The organism is uncultured Caldilinea sp. (genome assembly GCF_937128415.1).
Lineage (GTDB): Bacteria > Chloroflexota > Anaerolineae > Caldilineales > Caldilineaceae > Caldilinea.
Window position 1 is genome coordinate 66,933 of sequence record NZ_CAKZMJ010000056.1, and the last position, 17,557, is coordinate 84,489.

Annotated in this window: 16 protein-coding genes and 2 tRNA genes; 11 read left to right on the forward strand and 7 right to left on the reverse strand. The window is 60.2% G+C overall.

The window, feature by feature from the left end:
* The first annotated feature begins 56 nt into the window (after positions 1 to 56).
* From Q0367_RS08690 to nadD, 6 genes are all read left to right on the forward strand, one after another.
* On the forward strand, positions 57 to 818 hold the full coding sequence (locus tag Q0367_RS08690) for a response regulator transcription factor (RefSeq protein WP_298981654.1): 762 nt from the start codon (positions 57 to 59) through the stop codon (positions 816 to 818).
* Positions 819 to 875: 57 nt separating this feature from the next.
* Positions 876 to 1,466 (forward strand): Holliday junction branch migration protein RuvA, encoded by a 591-nt coding sequence (gene ruvA, locus Q0367_RS08695; protein WP_298981656.1) that lies wholly within the window; start codon positions 876 to 878, stop codon positions 1,464 to 1,466.
* Positions 1,467 to 1,614: 148 nt separating this feature from the next.
* A complete protein-coding gene (gene efp / locus Q0367_RS08700) occupies positions 1,615 to 2,178 on the forward strand; it encodes an elongation factor P (RefSeq protein WP_297637464.1) in 564 nt (187 codons plus the stop codon).
* 93 nt (positions 2,179 to 2,271) lie between these two features.
* Positions 2,272 to 2,344: transfer RNA gene (locus tag Q0367_RS08705), tRNA-Thr, on the forward strand.
* Positions 2,345 to 2,530: 186 nt separating this feature from the next.
* Positions 2,531 to 3,808, forward strand: coding sequence for a GTPase ObgE (gene obgE, locus Q0367_RS08710; protein WP_298981659.1), 1,278 nt, complete (start codon positions 2,531 to 2,533; stop codon positions 3,806 to 3,808).
* Positions 3,808 to 4,431 carry a nicotinate-nucleotide adenylyltransferase gene (gene nadD, locus Q0367_RS08715; protein ID WP_297637471.1) on the forward strand — a complete coding sequence of 208 codons (624 nt, stop codon included), beginning with the start codon at positions 3,808 to 3,810 and terminating at the stop codon, positions 4,429 to 4,431. Before obgE ends, nadD begins: the two co-directional genes overlap by 1 nt.
* 86 nt (positions 4,432 to 4,517) lie before the next feature.
* On the opposite strand, the gene Q0367_RS08720 is transcribed toward nadD, so the two are convergent.
* On the reverse strand, positions 4,518 to 5,708 hold the full coding sequence (locus tag Q0367_RS08720; protein WP_297637474.1) for a S41 family peptidase: 1,191 nt from the start codon (positions 5,706 to 5,708) through the stop codon (positions 4,518 to 4,520).
* Positions 5,709 to 6,057: 349 nt separating this feature from the next.
* On the opposite strand from Q0367_RS08720, the gene Q0367_RS08725 reads away from it, so the two are divergent.
* Positions 6,058 to 6,852: a response regulator transcription factor gene (locus Q0367_RS08725; RefSeq protein ID WP_297637477.1), complete on the forward strand. Its 795-nt coding sequence runs from the start codon at positions 6,058 to 6,060 to the stop codon at positions 6,850 to 6,852.
* 75 nt (positions 6,853 to 6,927) lie between these two features.
* On the opposite strand, the gene Q0367_RS08730 is transcribed toward Q0367_RS08725, so the two are convergent.
* A complete protein-coding gene (locus Q0367_RS08730; protein WP_297637480.1) occupies positions 6,928 to 7,149 on the reverse strand; it encodes a hypothetical protein in 222 nt (73 codons plus the stop codon).
* Here Q0367_RS08730 and Q0367_RS08735 point away from each other — a divergent pair.
* Positions 7,141 to 7,797 (forward strand): redox-sensing transcriptional repressor Rex, encoded by a 657-nt coding sequence (locus tag Q0367_RS08735; RefSeq protein ID WP_297637483.1) that lies wholly within the window; start codon positions 7,141 to 7,143, stop codon positions 7,795 to 7,797. The two genes, Q0367_RS08730 and Q0367_RS08735, sit on opposite strands and share 9 nt — an antisense overlap.
* 22 nt (positions 7,798 to 7,819) lie before the next feature.
* Here Q0367_RS08735 and rsmG read toward each other — a convergent pair whose 3' ends face one another.
* From rsmG to Q0367_RS08760, 5 genes are all read right to left on the reverse strand, one after another.
* On the reverse strand, positions 7,820 to 8,674 hold the full coding sequence (gene rsmG, locus Q0367_RS08740; RefSeq protein WP_297637486.1) for a 16S rRNA (guanine(527)-N(7))-methyltransferase RsmG: 855 nt from the start codon (positions 8,672 to 8,674) through the stop codon (positions 7,820 to 7,822).
* Positions 8,675 to 8,698: 24 nt separating this feature from the next.
* Positions 8,699 to 10,057, reverse strand: a complete 1,359-nt coding sequence (locus tag Q0367_RS08745) for an ATP-binding protein (protein WP_297637489.1) — start codon at positions 10,055 to 10,057, stop codon at positions 8,699 to 8,701.
* Positions 10,058 to 10,076: 19 nt separating this feature from the next.
* Positions 10,077 to 10,832 carry a DnaD domain-containing protein gene (locus tag Q0367_RS08750; protein WP_297637492.1) on the reverse strand — a complete coding sequence of 252 codons (756 nt, stop codon included), beginning with the start codon at positions 10,830 to 10,832 and terminating at the stop codon, positions 10,077 to 10,079.
* A gap of 16 nt (positions 10,833 to 10,848) precedes the next feature.
* Positions 10,849 to 12,240 (reverse strand): replicative DNA helicase, encoded by a 1,392-nt coding sequence (gene dnaB, locus Q0367_RS08755; RefSeq protein ID WP_297637495.1) that lies wholly within the window; start codon positions 12,238 to 12,240, stop codon positions 10,849 to 10,851.
* Between the two features lie 231 nt (positions 12,241 to 12,471).
* Positions 12,472 to 12,993: a bifunctional nuclease family protein gene (locus tag Q0367_RS08760; protein WP_297637498.1), complete on the reverse strand. Its 522-nt coding sequence runs from the start codon at positions 12,991 to 12,993 to the stop codon at positions 12,472 to 12,474.
* Positions 12,994 to 13,210: 217 nt separating this feature from the next.
* Between Q0367_RS08760 and Q0367_RS08765 the strand changes: the two genes are divergently transcribed.
* The 3 genes from Q0367_RS08765 to Q0367_RS08775 all read left to right on the forward strand — a co-directional run.
* Positions 13,211 to 13,287: transfer RNA gene (locus Q0367_RS08765), tRNA-Pro, on the forward strand.
* A 125-nt stretch (positions 13,288 to 13,412) separates the two neighbouring features.
* On the forward strand, positions 13,413 to 16,031 hold the full coding sequence (locus Q0367_RS08770) for a glycosyltransferase family 39 protein (protein ID WP_298981665.1): 2,619 nt from the start codon (positions 13,413 to 13,415) through the stop codon (positions 16,029 to 16,031).
* Positions 16,028 to 17,557 (forward strand): hypothetical protein (locus tag Q0367_RS08775; protein WP_298981667.1); only part of this gene is annotated, 1,530 nt, incomplete at its 3' end. The genes Q0367_RS08770 and Q0367_RS08775, both read left to right, overlap by 4 nt.

Below are 17,557 nucleotides of genomic sequence, written 5' to 3' on the forward strand. Positions count from 1 at the left end.
GAAGGGTGTCTGCTCGTAAGATGGATCGGAACGTTCTGTTTATTTGGAAACCGACTATGCCAATCATGATGATGACCACCCCAACCCTGCTTCAATCCACCACGACGACGAGCAACATATGCATCCTCGTCGTTGATGATGAAGAGCCTCTGCGCAATTTGCTGCAAATTTCGTTGCAAAAACAGGGTTATCAGGTTGCAGTTGCGCGCAATGGGCGGGAGGCGCTGGAGATTGCGTCGATGCGCAAGATCGACCTGGTCTTGCTCGATATTATGATGCCCGAGATGGATGGGTTTGCGACGTGCGCAGAGCTGCGTCGACGCAGCGACGTGCCCATCGTCATGCTGACTGCGCTCAACCGCCCCGACGATATTGTCCAGGGATTCAACCTGGGGGCGGATGACTACATCACCAAACCGTTCACCTTTCGCGAAGTGGAAGTGCGTCTGAAGGCGATCCTGCGCCGCGTCTACTGGAACCACGAGCGAAGCGAGCCTTCGCTGCTGGTCGCCAACGAGATCGTGCTCGACGACGCCAAGCATGAGGTCAGGGTGCGTGGCGAAACGGTGCACCTCACGCCCATCGAATATCAGCTCCTGCGCTATCTGATGACCTCGCCAGATCGACCGATCAGCAAAGACTTGCTTTTCCAGCAGGTCTGGGGATACGACCTGGCGGGCGGCACCAATCTCGTCGAAGTTGCTATGCGTCGGCTGCGCGAAAAAATTGAAAAAGATCCCTCTCAGCCTGTATACTTGGTGACGGTTCGCGGCGCCGGCTACAAATTCAACACAACGGGGATGCAACAAGCGAGCTGATTGTCCACGCAAATATCCCCCGCGCTCTACTCGCCGGCCCCGACCAGGTGAAACACAATGGTGCGCACGGTTCGCGGCGTCGTCGTCGCCAGGTTCAAAGACGCTCTGGTGGTCGACATCGGCGGCGCCACAGGTGGGATCGGTTTTAAAATTTCAGTGCCTGAACCGACGGCGGCGCGTTTTGGAGAAGGCGCCGCCGTTCGCTTGCACACTTATCTCCAGGTACGCGAAGACGCTTTGACCCTCTATGGCTTCGAGAGCGAGGAGGAACTGACGCTCTTCGAGCTGCTGCTGACCGTGAACGGCGTCGGCCCGCGGGTTGCGCTAAGCATCCTGAGCACCCTCTCTCCCGACGCGCTGCGACTGGCGCTGGCGAACAGCGAACCCGCCATCCTGGCACGCGTACCAGGCGTCGGCAAACGCACCGCAGAAAAAATCGTGCTCGAGCTGAAAGACAAGATCAAGGCGCCTGTCTCCGTCGTTGAGGCGCTGGCGCAACTCAACGCAGTGGACGCAGAGGTCATCGACGCCCTGGTTGCACTCGGGTACAGCGTCGTCGAGGCACAGCGCGCCGTTCAGTCCTTGCCCAAAGAAGCCACCACCATCGAAGAGAGGCTCCGTCTTGCGCTGAGCAGCTTCGGCGGATGAACTTTTCCTCAGACATAGATCGCCTTTTGGCTCTTCTCCATGACAACACTATAATGCTTTCGCTCTTGTCATCACATCGGTGTGACGTCGAGCGTCCTGACGAGGACGAGTTGAGTTGAACAAGGGAGCAAAAACTCGAGGGGCGGCAATGGCGGAAGTGCAGACGCTGCGGAAAGGCAGCATCTACGAAGAAGACAATCAACTTTGGCGCGTGTTGGATTACCAGCACATCAAGATGGCGCGTGGGAGCGCCACCATTCGGCTCAAGGTGCGCAACGTGCGCACCGGAGCCACCGTCGAGAAGACTTACAACAACGGGGCGCGCCTGAACGACATCGAGCTGGACAAGGCCAACGTTCAGTTTCTCTATTACGACGGTGAAAAATATCATTTCATGAACACCGAAACGTTCGAGCAGATCGAACTTGGTCCGGAGATCATGGAGGACGTCAAGGACTATCTGGTGGAAAACGCCGTCGTGAGTCTGGAAAGTTACGAGGGAGAACCCTTGGCCATCAAATTGCCGACCGCCGTCGATCTGCGCGTCGTCTGGGCGGAGGCGGCCATTCAAGGAGACACGGCCAACGCGCCGACCAAGACGATCGAGTTGGAAACAGGACTCCGCATCCAGGCGCCCCTCTTTGTGCAGGAAGGCGACGTTGTGCGGGTCGACACCCGCACCGGCGAGTACGTCACGCGCGTTAAACAATGACGCCGGAGGACGCAGCGCTTTTTCGTCCGCTCTCGAAGGACTCATATTTGCCGATTTTTTGCGTTTTGGGTATACTATGTGCTTGATCAAAATGCCGTTGTAGCTCAGCCGGTAGAGCGGCGCACTCGTAATGCGCAGGTCAAGGGTTCGAGTCCCTTCAACGGCTCTGTTCTGCCCGCGATTGTTTTGATATCGGTGGAATGAAGGAAGCGCTTAGATCACTGTATTGAAATTTTCAGGTTGTTTTCTGTTCTTGTGACTGAGTCGCAAACGAAGCGCCCGGCGGCAGAATCGCTTACGGGCGCTGATTATTTATGAGCCGGGTGTTTGAAATGGGCTCACCCAAACCACTATGTTCTACGATCGAGCCAAGATTTATGTCAAAGCAGGAAGCGGCGGCAATGGCGTCGTTTCCTTCCGCAAAGAAAAATTTGTGCCGCGCGGCGGCCCCAACGGGGGCAACGGGGGCCGCGGCGGCAACGTGATCCTGTACGTTGACCCTGGATTGAACACCCTCTATCACCTTCAGCACCAGGTGCATCACCGCGCAGAGCGGGGCGCGCACGGGGGAGGCGCCAATCGCACAGGCGCCTCCGGCGCAGATCTGCGTATTCCTGTGCCGCCCGGAACGGTGGTGCGCAACGCCGAGACCGGCGCCGTGGTGGCGGACCTGGTGCATCCGGGGCAAGAGGTCATCGTGGCGCGGGGTGGACGAGGCGGGCGTGGCAACGCTGCGTTCAAAACTGCGCGCAACACGGCCCCGCGCATCGCCGAAAAGGGTGAACCGGGCGAAGAGCTCTGGTTGGAGCTGGAGCTGAAACTCGTCGCCGACGTCGGCATCATCGGCGTCCCCAACGCCGGAAAATCGACGCTGTTGAGTCGCGTCAGCGCTGCTCGCCCCAAGATCGCCGACTATCCCTTCACAACGGTGGAGCCGATGCTGGGCGTCGCCGAGATCGATCATCGCCAGATCGTGCTGGTGGACATTCCCGGGCTGCTTGAGGGCGCCCACGAAGGAGTCGGGTTGGGTCTGGAGTTTTTGCGCCACATCGAGCGTTGCCGCGTGCTGATCCATCTGCTCAACGGGGCCAGCCCCGATCCGATCGGAGATTTCGAGGCGATCAATCAGGAGCTGACGCTTTTCAATCCTACGCTTGCGGACAAGCCTCAAATTGTAGCGCTCAACAAAATGGACCTTCCCGACGCTCGGGCGCTCTGGCCAGCGGTCGAAGAGGCTATTCGTCGTTACGGCTTGCCGGTTTTCGCCATCAGCGCAGTCACCGGCGAGGGCGTCACAGAGTTGTTGCGCCAGGTGCAGGCGACGCTCGACCAGCTTCCGCCGGAAGAGATCGCCGAACCGTTGCCGGTGCTGACGCCGGAACCGGATCCGAAGGCGTTCTGGATCGACCAGCTCGAAGAGGGCGTGTGGCGGGTCGAAGGCGCAGAGATCGAAAAGGTCGCCCGCATGACCAACTGGGACTACTACGAAGCCGTGCTCCGTTTTCAGCGGGTGCTGAATGCGCTCGGCATTCGACAGGCGCTCATCGAAGCCGGCGTCGAAGAGGGGGATGTCGTCCGCATCGGTGATGTCGAGCTGGTCTGGGGCTATGAAAACGCGTTTGGAGAGTGATGAATCAACGACGGCTCAGCCTGCGCCGTGTTGGCATTCTCGGCGGCACCTTTGACCCTATCCACATCGGACACCTGATCCTGGCGGAGGAAGCCTGGTTCCAGCTTCAACTGGATCGCGTCTATCTGGCGCCGGCCGGCGACCCGCCGCACAAGCAGGGTCGTCAACTGGCGCCGGTGCGCGATCGCCTGTGCATGGCGGAGCTTGCCACTGCGGACATCGACTACATCATCGTGAGTCGCATCGACGCCGACCGCCCCGGCCCGCACTACACCTCCGATATGGTGCGCCTGCTCCAGGCGGAGGCCGGCCCCAACACAGAGATTTACTTTCTAATGGGCATGGACAGCCTGCGCGATCTGCCCACATGGCACGAGGCCGCCTGGCTGGTCGAGCACGCCCGCTTGGTCGCCCTCAGCCGCCATGACGTCAAACTGGACTGGGAATCCCTGGAAAAGGCCCTGCCCGGCATCCGCAGCCGCGTCATCATTTTGGACATGCCGGAGCTGGAGATCGCCAGCCACGTCATTCAGCAGCGCGTGCGCAACGGCCAGCCGATCCGCCACATGGTGCCGCGCAGCGTCGAGGCGTATATTCACAAGCACAACCTGTATCGCAGCTAAAAGCACGGGCGTTGCTGCGCTGCTCAAAACGGATCAAGCAGCGCGCGGGGAATCTGTTGCAATGGCCTTCCATCCTGCGCGTCTTTTCACTTCGCCCGCAGACGCAATTGCAACAAACCCATATTAAACTGTCTATCGCCCAGCGCTAACACTTCGGAGAGGGTGGCGGCCTCCTTCAGGCGGGCAGCGTCGACCATGGGCGTCGCCGGGTCCTGCTCCACGGATACATCCGGTGCGACGCCCTGCCCCTTGATCAGGTTGCGGTTGGGCGTCAACCAGTGTGTGACGCCGAGGCGCAGCACCGAGCCATCGCTCAGGGTGAAGGGCTGCAGCACGGTGCCGGTTCCAAGCGTCGGCTGCCCGACCAGTCTGGCGCGCTCATTCTCCTTGAGCGCCCCCGCCGTGATCTCGCCTGCGCTGGCCGTGCCCTGATTGATCAAAACCACCAGAGGATAGTCGCGCGCCAACCCTCTGCCCACGGAGCGATAGGTGCGCAGCTGCTGCGAAGCGTCGCGTTCGTGGAGGATGACCTTGCCTGTCTCGAGGAACTGGGAGTTGACGCGTAGCGCCTCTTGAAGATAGCCGCCTGGGTTGTTGCGCAGGTCAAGAAGAATTCCTTCAACCGGATCCTCCTCCGCCTGGATCGCCTCGAGCGCAGCCAGGAGCTCATCGCCCGTGTCGGCTGCAAATTGAGAAATCTGTAGATAGACGAAATTGGTGCCGGGAATGCGCGCCCATGTCACGCTCTCGATGTCGATCTTGCCGCGCACGATTGCGATATCGACAGGTTCATCGGCGTTTGGGTGGAGAACCGTCAAGATGACGGTGGTTCCTGCAGGGCCGCGGATGCGAGAAATGACCTCCCATTCGGGCATCCCTGTAATGTCTTCCCCATCGACGCGCAGGACAATGTCGCCGGGAAGAATGCCCGCCTGCTCCGCCGGCGAGCCGTGAATCGGCGCAATAATGCGAAACCCCTCTGCCGTGCTCTCCACATAGGCGCCGATGCCCTCGAAAGAACCGTCCAGGGCGCTCTGCTGTTGTTGCGCCTCTTGAGGTGAGAAGAACGCGGTGTGATTCTGATCGCCGAGGGTGGCGAGCATGCCCTGAATTGCGCCATAGGTCATGCGCTGCGGATCGATCTTGTCCTGATCGACAAAATAGCGATCGACCAGATCCCAAACCTCCCAGAAAATCTCGAACTGCGCAGGACGCTCTGCGGCCAGCGCAGGGCGCGCAGCAAGGCCGGTCGCTGCGCCAGCCAGAAATGCGGTCAAAAGAGCGGCCAGCAGCAGCAAAACAATAAAAATACGCTTTATCTGACAATTTGACTTTTTGCCCATGATGCTCCAATCTTTAGCTTACCGATTTGACAGAAATGTGTAAGCTTACAATCGACCTGATGATGATAAGATAAGGAAAGCTTAAGCGCGCCTTATAACAGGAACAGAACAAGATTGACAAAAAATTTACACGAGATTTACACGGACAGGCAATCAATTTTTTAGATATTTTTTAATTGCTACAACTCTCTGGGCGCTTAATCATTGTCACCCTCAAAATATCTCCAAGAACTTAAGAGAAAATTTGCACAGAGTAAAAGTTGGGTAAGGAACAGAAAGAACCATGAGCGAGCGAGGTCGAATCCCTTCAGAAAGTCACAACAGCGCCACCATCCTGGTCGTTGACGACGCCGCCGACACGCGATTGATGCTGAGTCTGCGTCTGCAGCGGGAGGGCTACGTCGTTTGGGCCGCGGGCAGCGGACAGGAAGCCATCGATATCGTCAAGAAAGAGGGTCTGCCCGATTTGGCCGTGCTCGACATTATGATGCCGGGCATGGATGGCTTCGCCCTGGCGGACGAGCTGCGGCAAGCTGGCGAGATTCCCATCATTTTTCTATCCGCCTTGTCAGACACCAACACCAAGGTCGAAGGCTTGAACCGATACGCCGAAGATTATGTCACAAAACCGTTCGCCTTCTCCGAACTGTTGGCGCGCATTCGTCGCGTGCTGATGCGGGTCGCCCCTGAACGCTCGCTCGAGCCAGAACTGGCGATCGATGACCGGCTGCGCGTCAATTTTGCGCAACAATATGCCGTGATGGACAACCGTCAAATTCCGTTGACTCCGACCGAGAATCGCATCTTAAACATTTTATATCACAATCGGGGCCGCGTATTGTCACCCGGCTTTCTGTTATCCAAAGTGTGGGATCCGACGCGACGGGGCACCGTTGAATCTTTATGGGTGCACGTGCGTCGTCTGCGCAGCAAGATCGAACCTGACCCGGACAATCCGCGTTACGTGCTCACCGTGCGCGGGCAAGGATATTGTCTGCCGCAACGCAACCAGATCGATCGGGAAGGAGTCTTGATACAAGATTCAGCAAAATCTGAGAAAATTGCCCACGCGCTTTAAATGCCCCGCCTCAAGATTCCCAGGGAAGCGCCAGCGCTTTCAAAAAGAAGCGCTGGCGTTTTCTATAGCTCTTTTCTATTTTTCTATATAGCCCTTTTCTGTAGTCCTTGCGGATGCACAGAGCCGTTTTTCTGCAATTATTACGCAATCAATGCGTAGTTTGTTCCATAACTGGCGCAACGCCGCCATTTGTGATAAAATGATCAAAAAATATTGCGCCTGACAGACCTGCCGCCTCTTTTGAAGAGCAATCAATCGCAAAAGATCGATTTTGGGCGACTGACCGGTATGAATCATTTATCTGCGCCTGTCTTGCCTCAAATTCCTGACATTGTGATCAGCCGTCTCCCCATCTATTTACGCACAGTGCGTTTACTGAAAGAGCAGGGCGTTGAAGTCACTTCCAGCCAGGAATTGGGTGAGCTTCTTGGGTTGAGTTCAGCGCAAATTCGCAAGGACTTGAGCCACTTTGGCGAATTCGGCAAACAGGGCACAGGGTACAACGTCGCCTATTTATGCAATCAGCTCGAGAAGATTTTGAAAGTGGATTGCGTCTGGCCCGTGATTCTGGTGGGCGCCGGCTATTTGGGACATGCGCTCGCCAGCTACACGGGTTTTGAGCACCGCGGCTTTCGCATTGTGGCCGTCTTCGACAACGATCCGAAGAAGGTCGGCGGCGCAATCGGTTCAATCACCGTTCAGCCGGTGGAAGCAATCCCGGCTGTGGTCAGGCAGCATCGCTGCCAAATCGCCATTATTGCAGTGCCCGCTTCGGCGGCGCAGCAGGTCGCCCATCAACTGATCGAAGCCGGCATCAAAAGCATTCTCTGTTACGCCCCGATCACGTTGACGGTTCCCCCCTACATTCGCGTGGAGTATATCGACCCCGTCATCCACTTTCAACACATGACCTTCTATCTGGAAAAGGGCTGCATCGAAGAATAACCGGGAGCGCCCGGCGATGCGCTCAGGCGATCGGACGTTTGCGCGCCAATCCCTGCCCGCGCGGATAGAGCGACGGCGTGGCGGCGATCTTTTTCACCAACAGGATGAAACGGCGTTCAGATAAAAAAGGCACCTCCACCGGCGCCAGTCGCACCGCTTCTCCGCCCAGCACCTTGATGGCGCGCCGCGCTTCCATGAACTCCTGCGGCGCAGAAGGCCCTTTGTAGAAAACCGCCAGTCCACCTTTGCGCACCAGGGGGAGTAGATACTCCGCAAGCGTGTTGAGCGGAGCGACGGCCCTGGCTGCAACGATGTCGTACTGTTCGCGATGCTGAGGCGTGCGCCCCAGCTCCTCGGCGCGGCCATGCACCAACGTCACGCCGTCAAGCCCCAAAACTTTTACAAGATGCTCGAGGAAAGCGATCTTTTTCTGCGTGCCGTCCATCAGCGTAAGTTGCAGCGCCGGCGACGCCAGCTTCAGCGGCACTCCGGGAAAACCGGCGCCGGTTCCGACGTCAAGGAGGCGAAGCGAAGGCAAGGGCAGCGACGCGCCCAGCTCTTCGGCCAGCAGCGGCAGGCTGACGAGGGAGTCAAGGAAGTGCTTGGTCTGCACCTCCTCGTAATCCACAATCGAGGTGAGGTTGATGCGTTCGTTCCAGGCGACCAGCTCTTGATAGTAGCGTTCAAACGCCTCGATCGCCGTTGGCGTAAGGGCAATCTGCAAGCGTCGACATCCTTCAACCAGGAGCGAAAGGCCGCCTGCGCTTGCCGGCTCTATCGTGGAAGACGATTCTTGCAAATCTTGTGGCGATGGCTCCATGCCTGTATTGTACCATGAACCGGCCATGAGCAGCCCAAGCGCAAAGGATGCATGCACACAGGAGCGGCTGCGCTATCCGCCTCAGCGCCGCGTCGTTTTTCGGGCGCGCGCCTCCTGCTGCGGCGGCGCGCCTCGATAGCCCGGCGCAATGATGGCGAGATACTGGCAGCGGTGGACGTCCATCATCCGTGTGCGCAGCCAGGGGTCGATCTGCTTGGGATCGGCGCTGGTGGTGATGACGGTGGGCAACAGCGCCGTGTAGCGGAAATTGAGCAGTTGAAAGAGCTTTTCTCGCGCCCAGGGCGTGGCGCTTTCGGCGCCCAAGTCGTCGAGCACGAGCAGCGGCGCGCGTTTCACCTCATCGAAGCGGCGGTCGAGCGGCGTGACCGACTGCGGGTTGAAGGCGGAGCGCAGATAGTCCAACAGGTCGGGCGTGACCACAAACATCACGTCCGTACGCGTGCGCTCGACGTAGCGATTGGCGATGGCCGCCGCCAGGTGCGTCTTGCCGCAGCCTGATTCCCCCATCAGCACCAGCCAACCTTGCGGCGACTCGGCGTAATCCAGGCAGCGTCTGACCACTTCGCGCAGGTTGGCGCGCTCTTCAGGCGAAAGGTCCTTGCGCGCGGCGTCGAAGCTCTCGAAGGTCTGGTCGCGATGCAGGTGCAAGGTGCTCAGGTCGCTCTGGCCGCTGGCCTTGCCGGTGCGAAAGTCCGGCGCCAGGATCAAAACGTGATTGACCAACCCCACATCCTGCAGGCGGCTGCGCAGCCGCGGGTCTAGCTCATCGAGCCGTTGGTTGGTGGTGATCACCGTGGGCGCCTGGGCGTTATAGCGATGATTGAGCAGCTGGAAGAGCTTCTCCTGCGCCCAGGGCGTGCTGGCCTGCGCGCCCAGATCGTCGAGGATCAGCAGCGGCGCGTTGCGCAGCTCCTCAAAGAGTTCGTCGTAAGCGAGTTCACTCTGCGGGCCGAAGGCGGCGCGCAGGTGATCGAGCAGGTCGGGAACCACCATGAAGATGGCCGGCTGCCCCATGGCCAGCCGCGCATTGGCGATGGCGGCGGCGAGATGCGTTTTGCCGCAGCCATAGCCGCCTGTGAGCAGCAGCCAGCCTTCCGGGTTGGCGGCGAAATTGACGCAGGTCTCGTAGGCGCGACGGAGGTTGATCTGCTTGTCCGGCGGCAGATGGGACGGCTCCGGGTGGAAGTGCTCGAAGGTGAGCCGTTTAAGACTTTCGACCATGCTCATCGACTGCAACGCGCGCAGCCGTCGCGCCTGCAGCTCCTGGGCGCGGCAGCGGCAGGGCACGGCGCGGCCATAGTCCGGATGGCCGATCGGCAGATCGGGCACCACAAAGCCTAAGCCGCCGCAGATGGGACAAGGAGGCGTCGTTTCGCGACGCGTCTCCGGCAATGCGCGTGCGCGACGTATCGCGCGCACCGCATCGTCGACCGCTGCGCTAGCTGATGATGACGTCGGAGTATTCGTCCGGGATGTATTTTCGCCGACGATCTTCGGGAGTGTCTCGTCCACTCGTCTCATGGGTTCGGTCATCTTTCCCTTCCGTTTCCCATCGCTTCAGGATGGCCTGAATATAGCGCAACGACCGTTTGTTGTTGGCGACGGCGATGGTGAACGCCTCGTCGATCCAATCCGGCGGATAGCTTTTTTCCAGATCGCGCAGCTGATCCGCAATCAGAGGCGTCAACAGGCCGATGTTCTGTTCGTACAGGACGAAGATATTCGGCCGCTCGACTTTCAGCCTCGCTTCGTCGGGCAGGACATGGCGCAGCTCCTCGAGTCTGCCCTGGCGCACCAATGCCAGCGTCTGCCGCCCCTTGACCGTGTTGATGAAGTACCAATCCTCCACTGCAGTTTCCTTTTCGCCGACGCGCGTCTCGATCTCCAGCTTCAACAAGACGCCGCGCGCCACGGCGCGTTCCAGCGCGTCGGCGAGCGCCTGCTGTGGCGTGCGCAGGTCATTGTCGAGGTTGAGGCTGCGCAGTAAAACTTCGTCGCTGCGCAGATCGACCCCACGCAGATATTTAAGCTGACCCTCCTGTTCGTTGAGAAGCCAGAAACAATGCAGCGTCAGCTTCAGCTCGGCGAGATCGTCGATCATCGGCAGCAGATCGGTGAAGAAAAAGTCGGGAATCTTCACGGCTTTCATTTTCACGTCGGGAAAGCCGACGAAGCCTTTGGGTTGCATGGGCATGGTGAACCTCGCCGCCTCAATAGTCTAACTCGGTGCGCTGCACCTCCAGGTCGCGGAACTGCGTCAACTCTTTGCGGAAGTAGAGGCTGACGGTGCCCGTCGAACCGTGGCGATGTTTGGCGACAATCACGTCCGCGATATTCTGACGATCGGTGTCCTCAATATAATAGTCCTCGCGGTAGATGAACATGACCACATCTGCATCTTGCTCTATGGAGCCGCTTTCGCGTAAATCGGACAACATTGGGCGCTTGTCGCTGCGGCTTTCGACGGCGCGCGAGAGCTGGCTCAGGGCGATCACAGGCACGTTCAGCTCGCGCGCCAGCCCCTTGAGCGAGCGGCTGATGTAGGAGATCTCCTGCTGGCGGTTGGCCTCGCGCCCGCCTCCCTGGCCGGACATCAGCTGCATGTAGTCGATCAGCACAAGGTCCAACCCATGTTCAGCGTAAAGGCGTCGGCACTTGGTGCGAATTTCGTTGACGGTGGCGGCGGGCGTATCGTCAATAAAGATGGCGGTGTTGGCGAGCATGCTGGCGGCCTCGATCAGGATCGGCCATTCGTCGTCATGCACCTGCCCCAGGCGCAGCCGGTGGCTGTCGATGCCGGTCTCCATCGAGAGCAGGCGCTGCACCAGCTGCTCGCTGCTCATCTCCAGGCTGAAGATGGCGACGCGCGCGGCGTAGCGTTTGGCGGCGTTCTGGGCGATGTTGAGCGCCAGGCTGGTCTTGCCCATCGCCGGCCGGGCGGCCAGGATGATCAGATCGCTTTTTTGCAGGCCGCCGAGCAGCCGGTCGAGAAAGGTGAAGCCGGTGGGCACGCCCATCAACGTGTTCGGATTGCGCGCCAGAAAGTCGATGCGATCGACCACCTGGGTCATGATCGAGCGAATCGGCGTCAGATCGCGGTGGATGAGCGCCTCGCTGACGCCGAAAATCAGCGTCTCGGCTTTGTCGATCACCTCTTCGATGTCCTGGCTGTCGTCGTAGGCGAGCTCCGCGATCTGGCCGGCGGCGGCGATCAGGCGTCGCAGCAGGGCCGTGCGCTCGACGATGCGCGCGTAGTGATCGACGTACATCGCCGACGGCGTGCCGGCGATCAGGTCGGTGATGTACGCGGGGCCGCCGATCTCCTCCAGCTGACCTCGGCGCTCCAGCTCATCGACGACGGTGACGAAATCGAGCGGCTCGCGCCGTTCATGGAGGGCCAGCATGGCCTCGTAAAGCCAGGCGTGGCGCTCCCGGTAGAAATCTTGCGGCCGCAGAAAGTTGGCTACTTTAATGATCGCATCCGGGTCGAGCAAGAGCGACCCCAGTACAGCGCGCTCCGCTTCCAGATTGGCCGGAATGCCCCTGGCCGGAGATTCTGCGATTTCGCCGGCTCGACCCGCTTTTTCTTCAAATGCAGCCATAGTTGCTCACGATAGTTATAGCCATTCACACGAATCGTCGCTAAAGATAAAGCCCTTCACAACAACGATCGCACTCGAATTGGCGACTCACAGGCTCAGCAACTGAGACCTCTCTTGAACCTGTGTATAACTCTGGGGATAAGTCCTCGGTGACAAAAACGGCGAAGCTGCCGATGCGCAGCCTCGCCGTATGCGAGCCTCTTGAATAACCATGATTTGATTGCGGACGTTTCAGTTGCCGAGCAGGTTGTCCAGGTCCAGCCCTTCCACAAAATCCTTGAAGGCGCCAAGGTCTTCGCCGGAGGCGTCGCTGTATTCGGGCTGCTCCCCTTCCTCCGACAGCGGCATCTCTTCTTCGGGCACCATCCCGGCCTGTTCCATCACTTCTTCTGCAACATAGATGGGGGCGCCGACGCGCACGGCCAGCGCGATGGCGTCGCTGGGTCGGCTATCGATCTCGATCGTGTCGCCGTTCATCTCCAGCACGATGCGGGCGTAGTAGGTGTTGCGCTCCAGACTGTTGATCACAATGTGGAGCACCTCTGCGCCCAACGTTTCGATCACCGATTTGAGCAGGTCGTGCGTCAGCGGGCGCGGCGCTTCCATGCCCTGAAGCTGCAACGTGATGGCGTCCGCCTCAAAAGGACCGATCCAGATCGGCAGAAAGCGCTCGCTCTTCTCCTCCTTCAACACCACGATCCGGTTCTGCGACAAGAGGCTGACCCGGATGCTGTCGATCGTAACCTCTATCATGGCTCCTCTTCCTGTGGAAACCAACGCAATCGCTCGCCTGCATCGAACGCAAATTGCAGATGGAGTTGTGTTGCATACGAACGCATAGGCGAAACGATCTGAACAATCGCCAGAGTGTTCTAGAGTATATCACACCTTGCAATTGGGTCAAAGTGTTTTTTGCTACGCTCGTGAATTTGGCGCAAATGCATCTCCAGGGTATACTTTTATTGGTTGTCGGGGAGTAGCGCAGCTTGGTAGCGCGCTTCGTTCGGGTCGAAGAGGTCGGAGGTTCAAATCCTCTCTCCCCGACCACGCGCAAGGGTGTTTTCGGTGGATAGGTAAAGCGACTGATTTGTTGGCAGCAACCCGTAAAAATGTCCGCTCATGGGAGCGGACATTTTTATTGGGAGCCTGTCCTTTGTAGTAGACTGTAGCGCATGGGGTTTTCACCGAAAAGGGCGCTGAAGGCGGCGCCGGCTCAATCGCCCTCCACCTTCTATCGGCTGGGGCTCCTGTTCGTGATTCTGGCGGCTTTTTTCCTGCGCACATGGGACCTCCATCGGCTGCCGCCCGGCCTTTTTTTCGATGAAGCGTACAACGGCATCGATGCGTGGGGCGTCATCGAAGGCGCCTCGCGGCCGCTCTTTTTCCCCGGCAACAACGGGCGCGAACCGCTCTTTATTTACATGCAGTCGCTGGCGGTGGCGCTGTTGGGCGCTTCCTCCTATTCGCTGCGTCTGACGGCGGCTTTCGCCGGCGTGTTGAGCGTGTCTGTGGTTTGGACGCTTGGGCGTCGGCTGTTGCAGTGGGCGCAGGAGGAAAAGCGGGTCGATGCGCTCTGGCCAGTGCTGGTCGGCGCGGCGGCGTTCAGCGTCACTTATTGGCACGTCAGCCTCAGCCGCCTGGGGTTTCGGGCAAACCTGCTGCCGATCTTGAGCGCGCTCGCCTTCTATTTTCTGGCGAAGGCCTGGCAAGATGGCCGCAGGATGCATTTCGTTGCAGCGGGTTTCTGGCTAGGCGCGGCGCAGTACACCTACATCTCCGCGCGGCTGTTGCCTGCGGCGGTTCTAGGCTTTGTCGGAATTGAGCTGCTGCTGCAAGCGACGAAACTCCGCCAGGCGAAAGCGACGCCCTTTTCTCCTCTCGAGCGAAGCCGGCTTTCCGGCGTCGGGCTGATGCTCGCCGTCGCGTTGTTGACGGCTGCGCCGCTGCTGTGGACGTTCTGGCGGCAGCCCGAACTGTTGAGTGCGCGCACGGGCGACGTCTCGATCTTTGCGCCGGAAAGCCCCACCGCGCCGGGAACGCCGGCGGAGCGTCTGGCCGAGAATGTGTTGCGGGTGGCAGGCGCCTTTTTCGTCACCGGCGACCGCAATCCCCGGCACAACCTGCCGGAGCGACCGGCCACCGATCCGCTGCTGGCGATTTTGTTTGCGGCGGGGCTGGCCTGGGCGCTGGCGCACTTGCGACAACCGGCGCATCGCCTGACGACGATCTGGTTTGTCGTGATGCTGACGCCGACGCTGCTGAGCCTAGAAGCGCCTCACTGGCTGCGCATGGTGGGCGCGCTGCCGCCGCTGGCCATTTTGTACGCGTTCGGCGCACGGGCGATTGCAACTGTGTTTGGGCGGCGCATAGAGCCCGTCCGCACATGCACGGCGCTGTTGGCGGCGACGCTGGTGGTGAGCGGCGCGCTGACGACGCGCGATTATTTTGTACGATGGGCGCAATGGCCAACGTTGGCCGGCGTCTTCGACGCCGATCAATACGAAGCGGCGGTGGCGGTGCGCAGTCTGCTCGCCGACGAGAACGTCCGCGCCATCTTGCTCACGCGGCGGCTCTATCGTTCACCCCAGATGCGGTTCCTTAATCCCGATTTGCCAGGCGCGGCCCCGCGCATCGCAGACGAGGATGTGTGGCGGCGGATCGCAGCCGGCGCCCATTACCTGGTCGAGTATGGGGCCGATCCGGCGCAGCCGCTCTTTCTCATCGAAAGGCAGGCGGACGGCTCGTTCGCTGCAACGCAGCTTTCCCCCTTTGACGACGCCGGCGAGTCGCTCGTCGCCGCCATCGCAGAGGGCAAAGCGCCGTTTGCGCAGCAATTCACAGAAGCGGAAGCAGGCGTCCCCTTTGCGCCGGCGCATTTGTACGTCGGCGGGACGCCTGCGCTGACCCTGAAGCTGGAGCGCATCCAGTACCCGCTGAGCGCGCGTTTCACCAATGGGGTGGAGCTGGTCGGCTATGCGCTGCCGGTGGATGCGGCGCCGTGCGACATGGCCGGGGAAGAGCTGCCGCTGACGCTGTACTTGCGTCGCAACGACGCCGGCGCCTCCGAGGACATCGACGCCTTGCTCTTCGCCCACCTGATGACGCCCGATCTTCAGCTTCAAGACAACGGGCCCTTGGGCAACGGCTACCCATTGACCTTGTGGCGTGAGGACGACATCGTCGACGATCGCAGAGCCTTTGCGTTGCCGGAGCCGCTGACGCCTGGCAAGGCCTATTTTGAGACAGGGCTGTTTTGGCTTTCTTCCAACGGCGCCATCCGCCGCGCCGGCATCGTGGACGCCGAAGGCCGCATCGGCGGCGATCAGGTGGTCTTTGGCCCGATTGAACTGTGCAACGGCGTAGCCAGGGTCTCCTTCGATGACCTGTCGCCCGTCGGCGCCGTCTTTGAAAACCGCATTGCGCTTGAGGGTCTTCGCAGCGAGCGGCCGGCAAATGAGCCAGGGGCGCTGCGCGTCGAGCTCGGTTGGCGCGCCCTCGACCGTTCGCCGACGGCGTACACAGCCTTCGTGCACTTGCTCAACGACGAGGGCGTCATCGTCAGCCAGCACGACTTTCCCCCAGGCGGCGAGGCCAACCCCACGCATCTCTGGGTCCCCGGGGAGACGGTGCGTTCGACGGCGCTGTTGGCCCTGCCTCCGGACTTCGACCCGGCGCGCTATCGCCTGCGCATCGGGCTATACGAGCCGGTGAGTGGCCGTCAGTTGACGGTGAAGAGGCCGGGACAAAGAGAAGAGGCGACGTTTCTCATCGTTGACGGGATAGACCGATGATGCGAGCGCCGTCTAGATTCGCCTTGCTTTCCGAACCGCAGAGGCGCTTTCTTGTAAGTGGGCTGACGGCGGCGGCGCTGCTCCTGGCTGCGCTGCCGGCGTTGTGGCCGCTGGTGCAACTAGGGTTGACGCAATCCGCCGACGGCATGTTGCACGTTCTGCGCATTGCCCTGTTGGCCATTCACCAGCGAGAAGGCGTTTTCTATCCCCGCTGGATGCCAGACCTGGTGCTAGGATACGGCTATCCGTTGCTTGCGTTCTATGGGCCGGCGACCTATTACCTGGCCGGCCTGTTTGTGTTTCTGGGCGCCGGTCCCCCCTTGGCGTTGGCGTTGACGTTTGCGACGCTGCTGGCGCTTGCGGGCGCAGGCGCGTATCTGCTCGCGTCCGACTTGCTGGAAGGGATGGAGGGCTGGCGGCGGCGAGCCGGGGCGATGGTGAGCGCAGTCGCCTATTTGTATGCGCCTTATCTGCTTCTCAATGTGTACGCACGCGGGGCGGTGGCGGAAGTCGGCGCGCAGGCGCTGCTGCCATGGATTTTGTGGTCTCTGCGCCGCATTTTTTACGCCTCTAATCCGACGCCGGCGGCTTTGGGATTCGCCTTGAGCGCAGGGCTGCTGGCGCTGACGCACAATATCTCGCTGCTCTTCATGCCGCCGATGATCGCTCTTTATGCCGTCGCCGTGATGATGCAGACGCGTGCTTCGCCCTGGCCGCTGTCGTCGCGCCTCGGCGTTGCAGCGGCGGCGAGCGTTGCGGCCTTAGGGATAAGCGCCTTTTTCTGGGCGCCTTTGCTGATGGAACGAGGCGACCTTGCCCCCACTGCGTTTGCGATCGCCGCGCGCTACGTGGGAGAAAACACCTGGACGTGGTCGAATTTTCTGGATAGCTCCATTCCGTTTGAATATTCGACGGCGATTCCGTTCCAATTAGGGATCGTGCAGTTGACCCTGGCGCTCGTCGGTTTTGCAGCGCATCCACGGCGCACGCCGGAATGGTGGGCGCTGGCGGCGGCGGCGTTGACGGCGTCGCTGATGATTTCGGCGTGGGCGCTGCCGCTTTGGCTCAACAGCGAGATTCTGCTGATTGCGCAATTTCCGTGGCGGCTGCTGGCGGTGATCAGCCTGCCGCTGGCCATTTTCCCGGCCGGCGTCGTTGCGCGCATTCGGCCCAAACCGGCGGCGCTGGCGGGCGCCGCAGCGCTGATCGGCGCGCTTCTCCTCAGCCAACGGCCCACTGCAAGCGCGTTCGTCCCCTTGCTCGAACAACCGACTGTAATTGGGCGACCGGCGGTGGCTCAATTTGAGTTTCAAACCAACGCCTACGGCACCAGCTCCTCCAGCGAATTTTTGCCGCGCTGGGCGGGGTTGGATCTGTTCGGGAACGCTGCACAGATCAACGAGCGCGAGAAGCGGCCTGAGGTGCATCTGGAGATGGGAACCCCGATCGAGATGCGACTCGTCGTGACGACGACCGCATCGATTGATTTGAAAATTACAAATTTCTATTTCCCCGGTTGGTCTGCA

Coding starts and splice junctions, on each gene's coding strand:
- Q0367_RS08725 (WP_297637477.1), top strand. CDS start 6,058: ATGAGCGAGCGAGGTCGAATCCCTTCAGAAAGTCACAACAGCGCCACC.
- Q0367_RS08690 (WP_298981654.1), top strand. CDS start 57: ATGCCAATCATGATGATGACCACCCCAACCCTGCTTCAATCCACCACG.
- Q0367_RS08770 (WP_298981665.1), top strand. CDS start 13,413: ATGGGGTTTTCACCGAAAAGGGCGCTGAAGGCGGCGCCGGCTCAATCG.
- efp (WP_297637464.1), top strand. CDS start 1,615: ATGGCGGAAGTGCAGACGCTGCGGAAAGGCAGCATCTACGAAGAAGAC.
- dnaB (WP_297637495.1), bottom strand. CDS start 12,240: ATGGCTGCATTTGAAGAAAAAGCGGGTCGAGCCGGCGAAATCGCAGAA.
- Q0367_RS08735 (WP_297637483.1), top strand. CDS start 7,141: ATGAATCATTTATCTGCGCCTGTCTTGCCTCAAATTCCTGACATTGTG.
- ruvA (WP_298981656.1), top strand. CDS start 876: ATGGTGCGCACGGTTCGCGGCGTCGTCGTCGCCAGGTTCAAAGACGCT.
- nadD (WP_297637471.1), top strand. CDS start 3,808: ATGAATCAACGACGGCTCAGCCTGCGCCGTGTTGGCATTCTCGGCGGC.
- Q0367_RS08760 (WP_297637498.1), bottom strand. CDS start 12,993: ATGATAGAGGTTACGATCGACAGCATCCGGGTCAGCCTCTTGTCGCAG.
- Q0367_RS08730 (WP_297637480.1), bottom strand. CDS start 7,149: ATGATTCATACCGGTCAGTCGCCCAAAATCGATCTTTTGCGATTGATT.
- Q0367_RS08750 (WP_297637492.1), bottom strand. CDS start 10,832: ATGCCCATGCAACCCAAAGGCTTCGTCGGCTTTCCCGACGTGAAAATG.
- obgE (WP_298981659.1), top strand. CDS start 2,531: ATGTTCTACGATCGAGCCAAGATTTATGTCAAAGCAGGAAGCGGCGGC.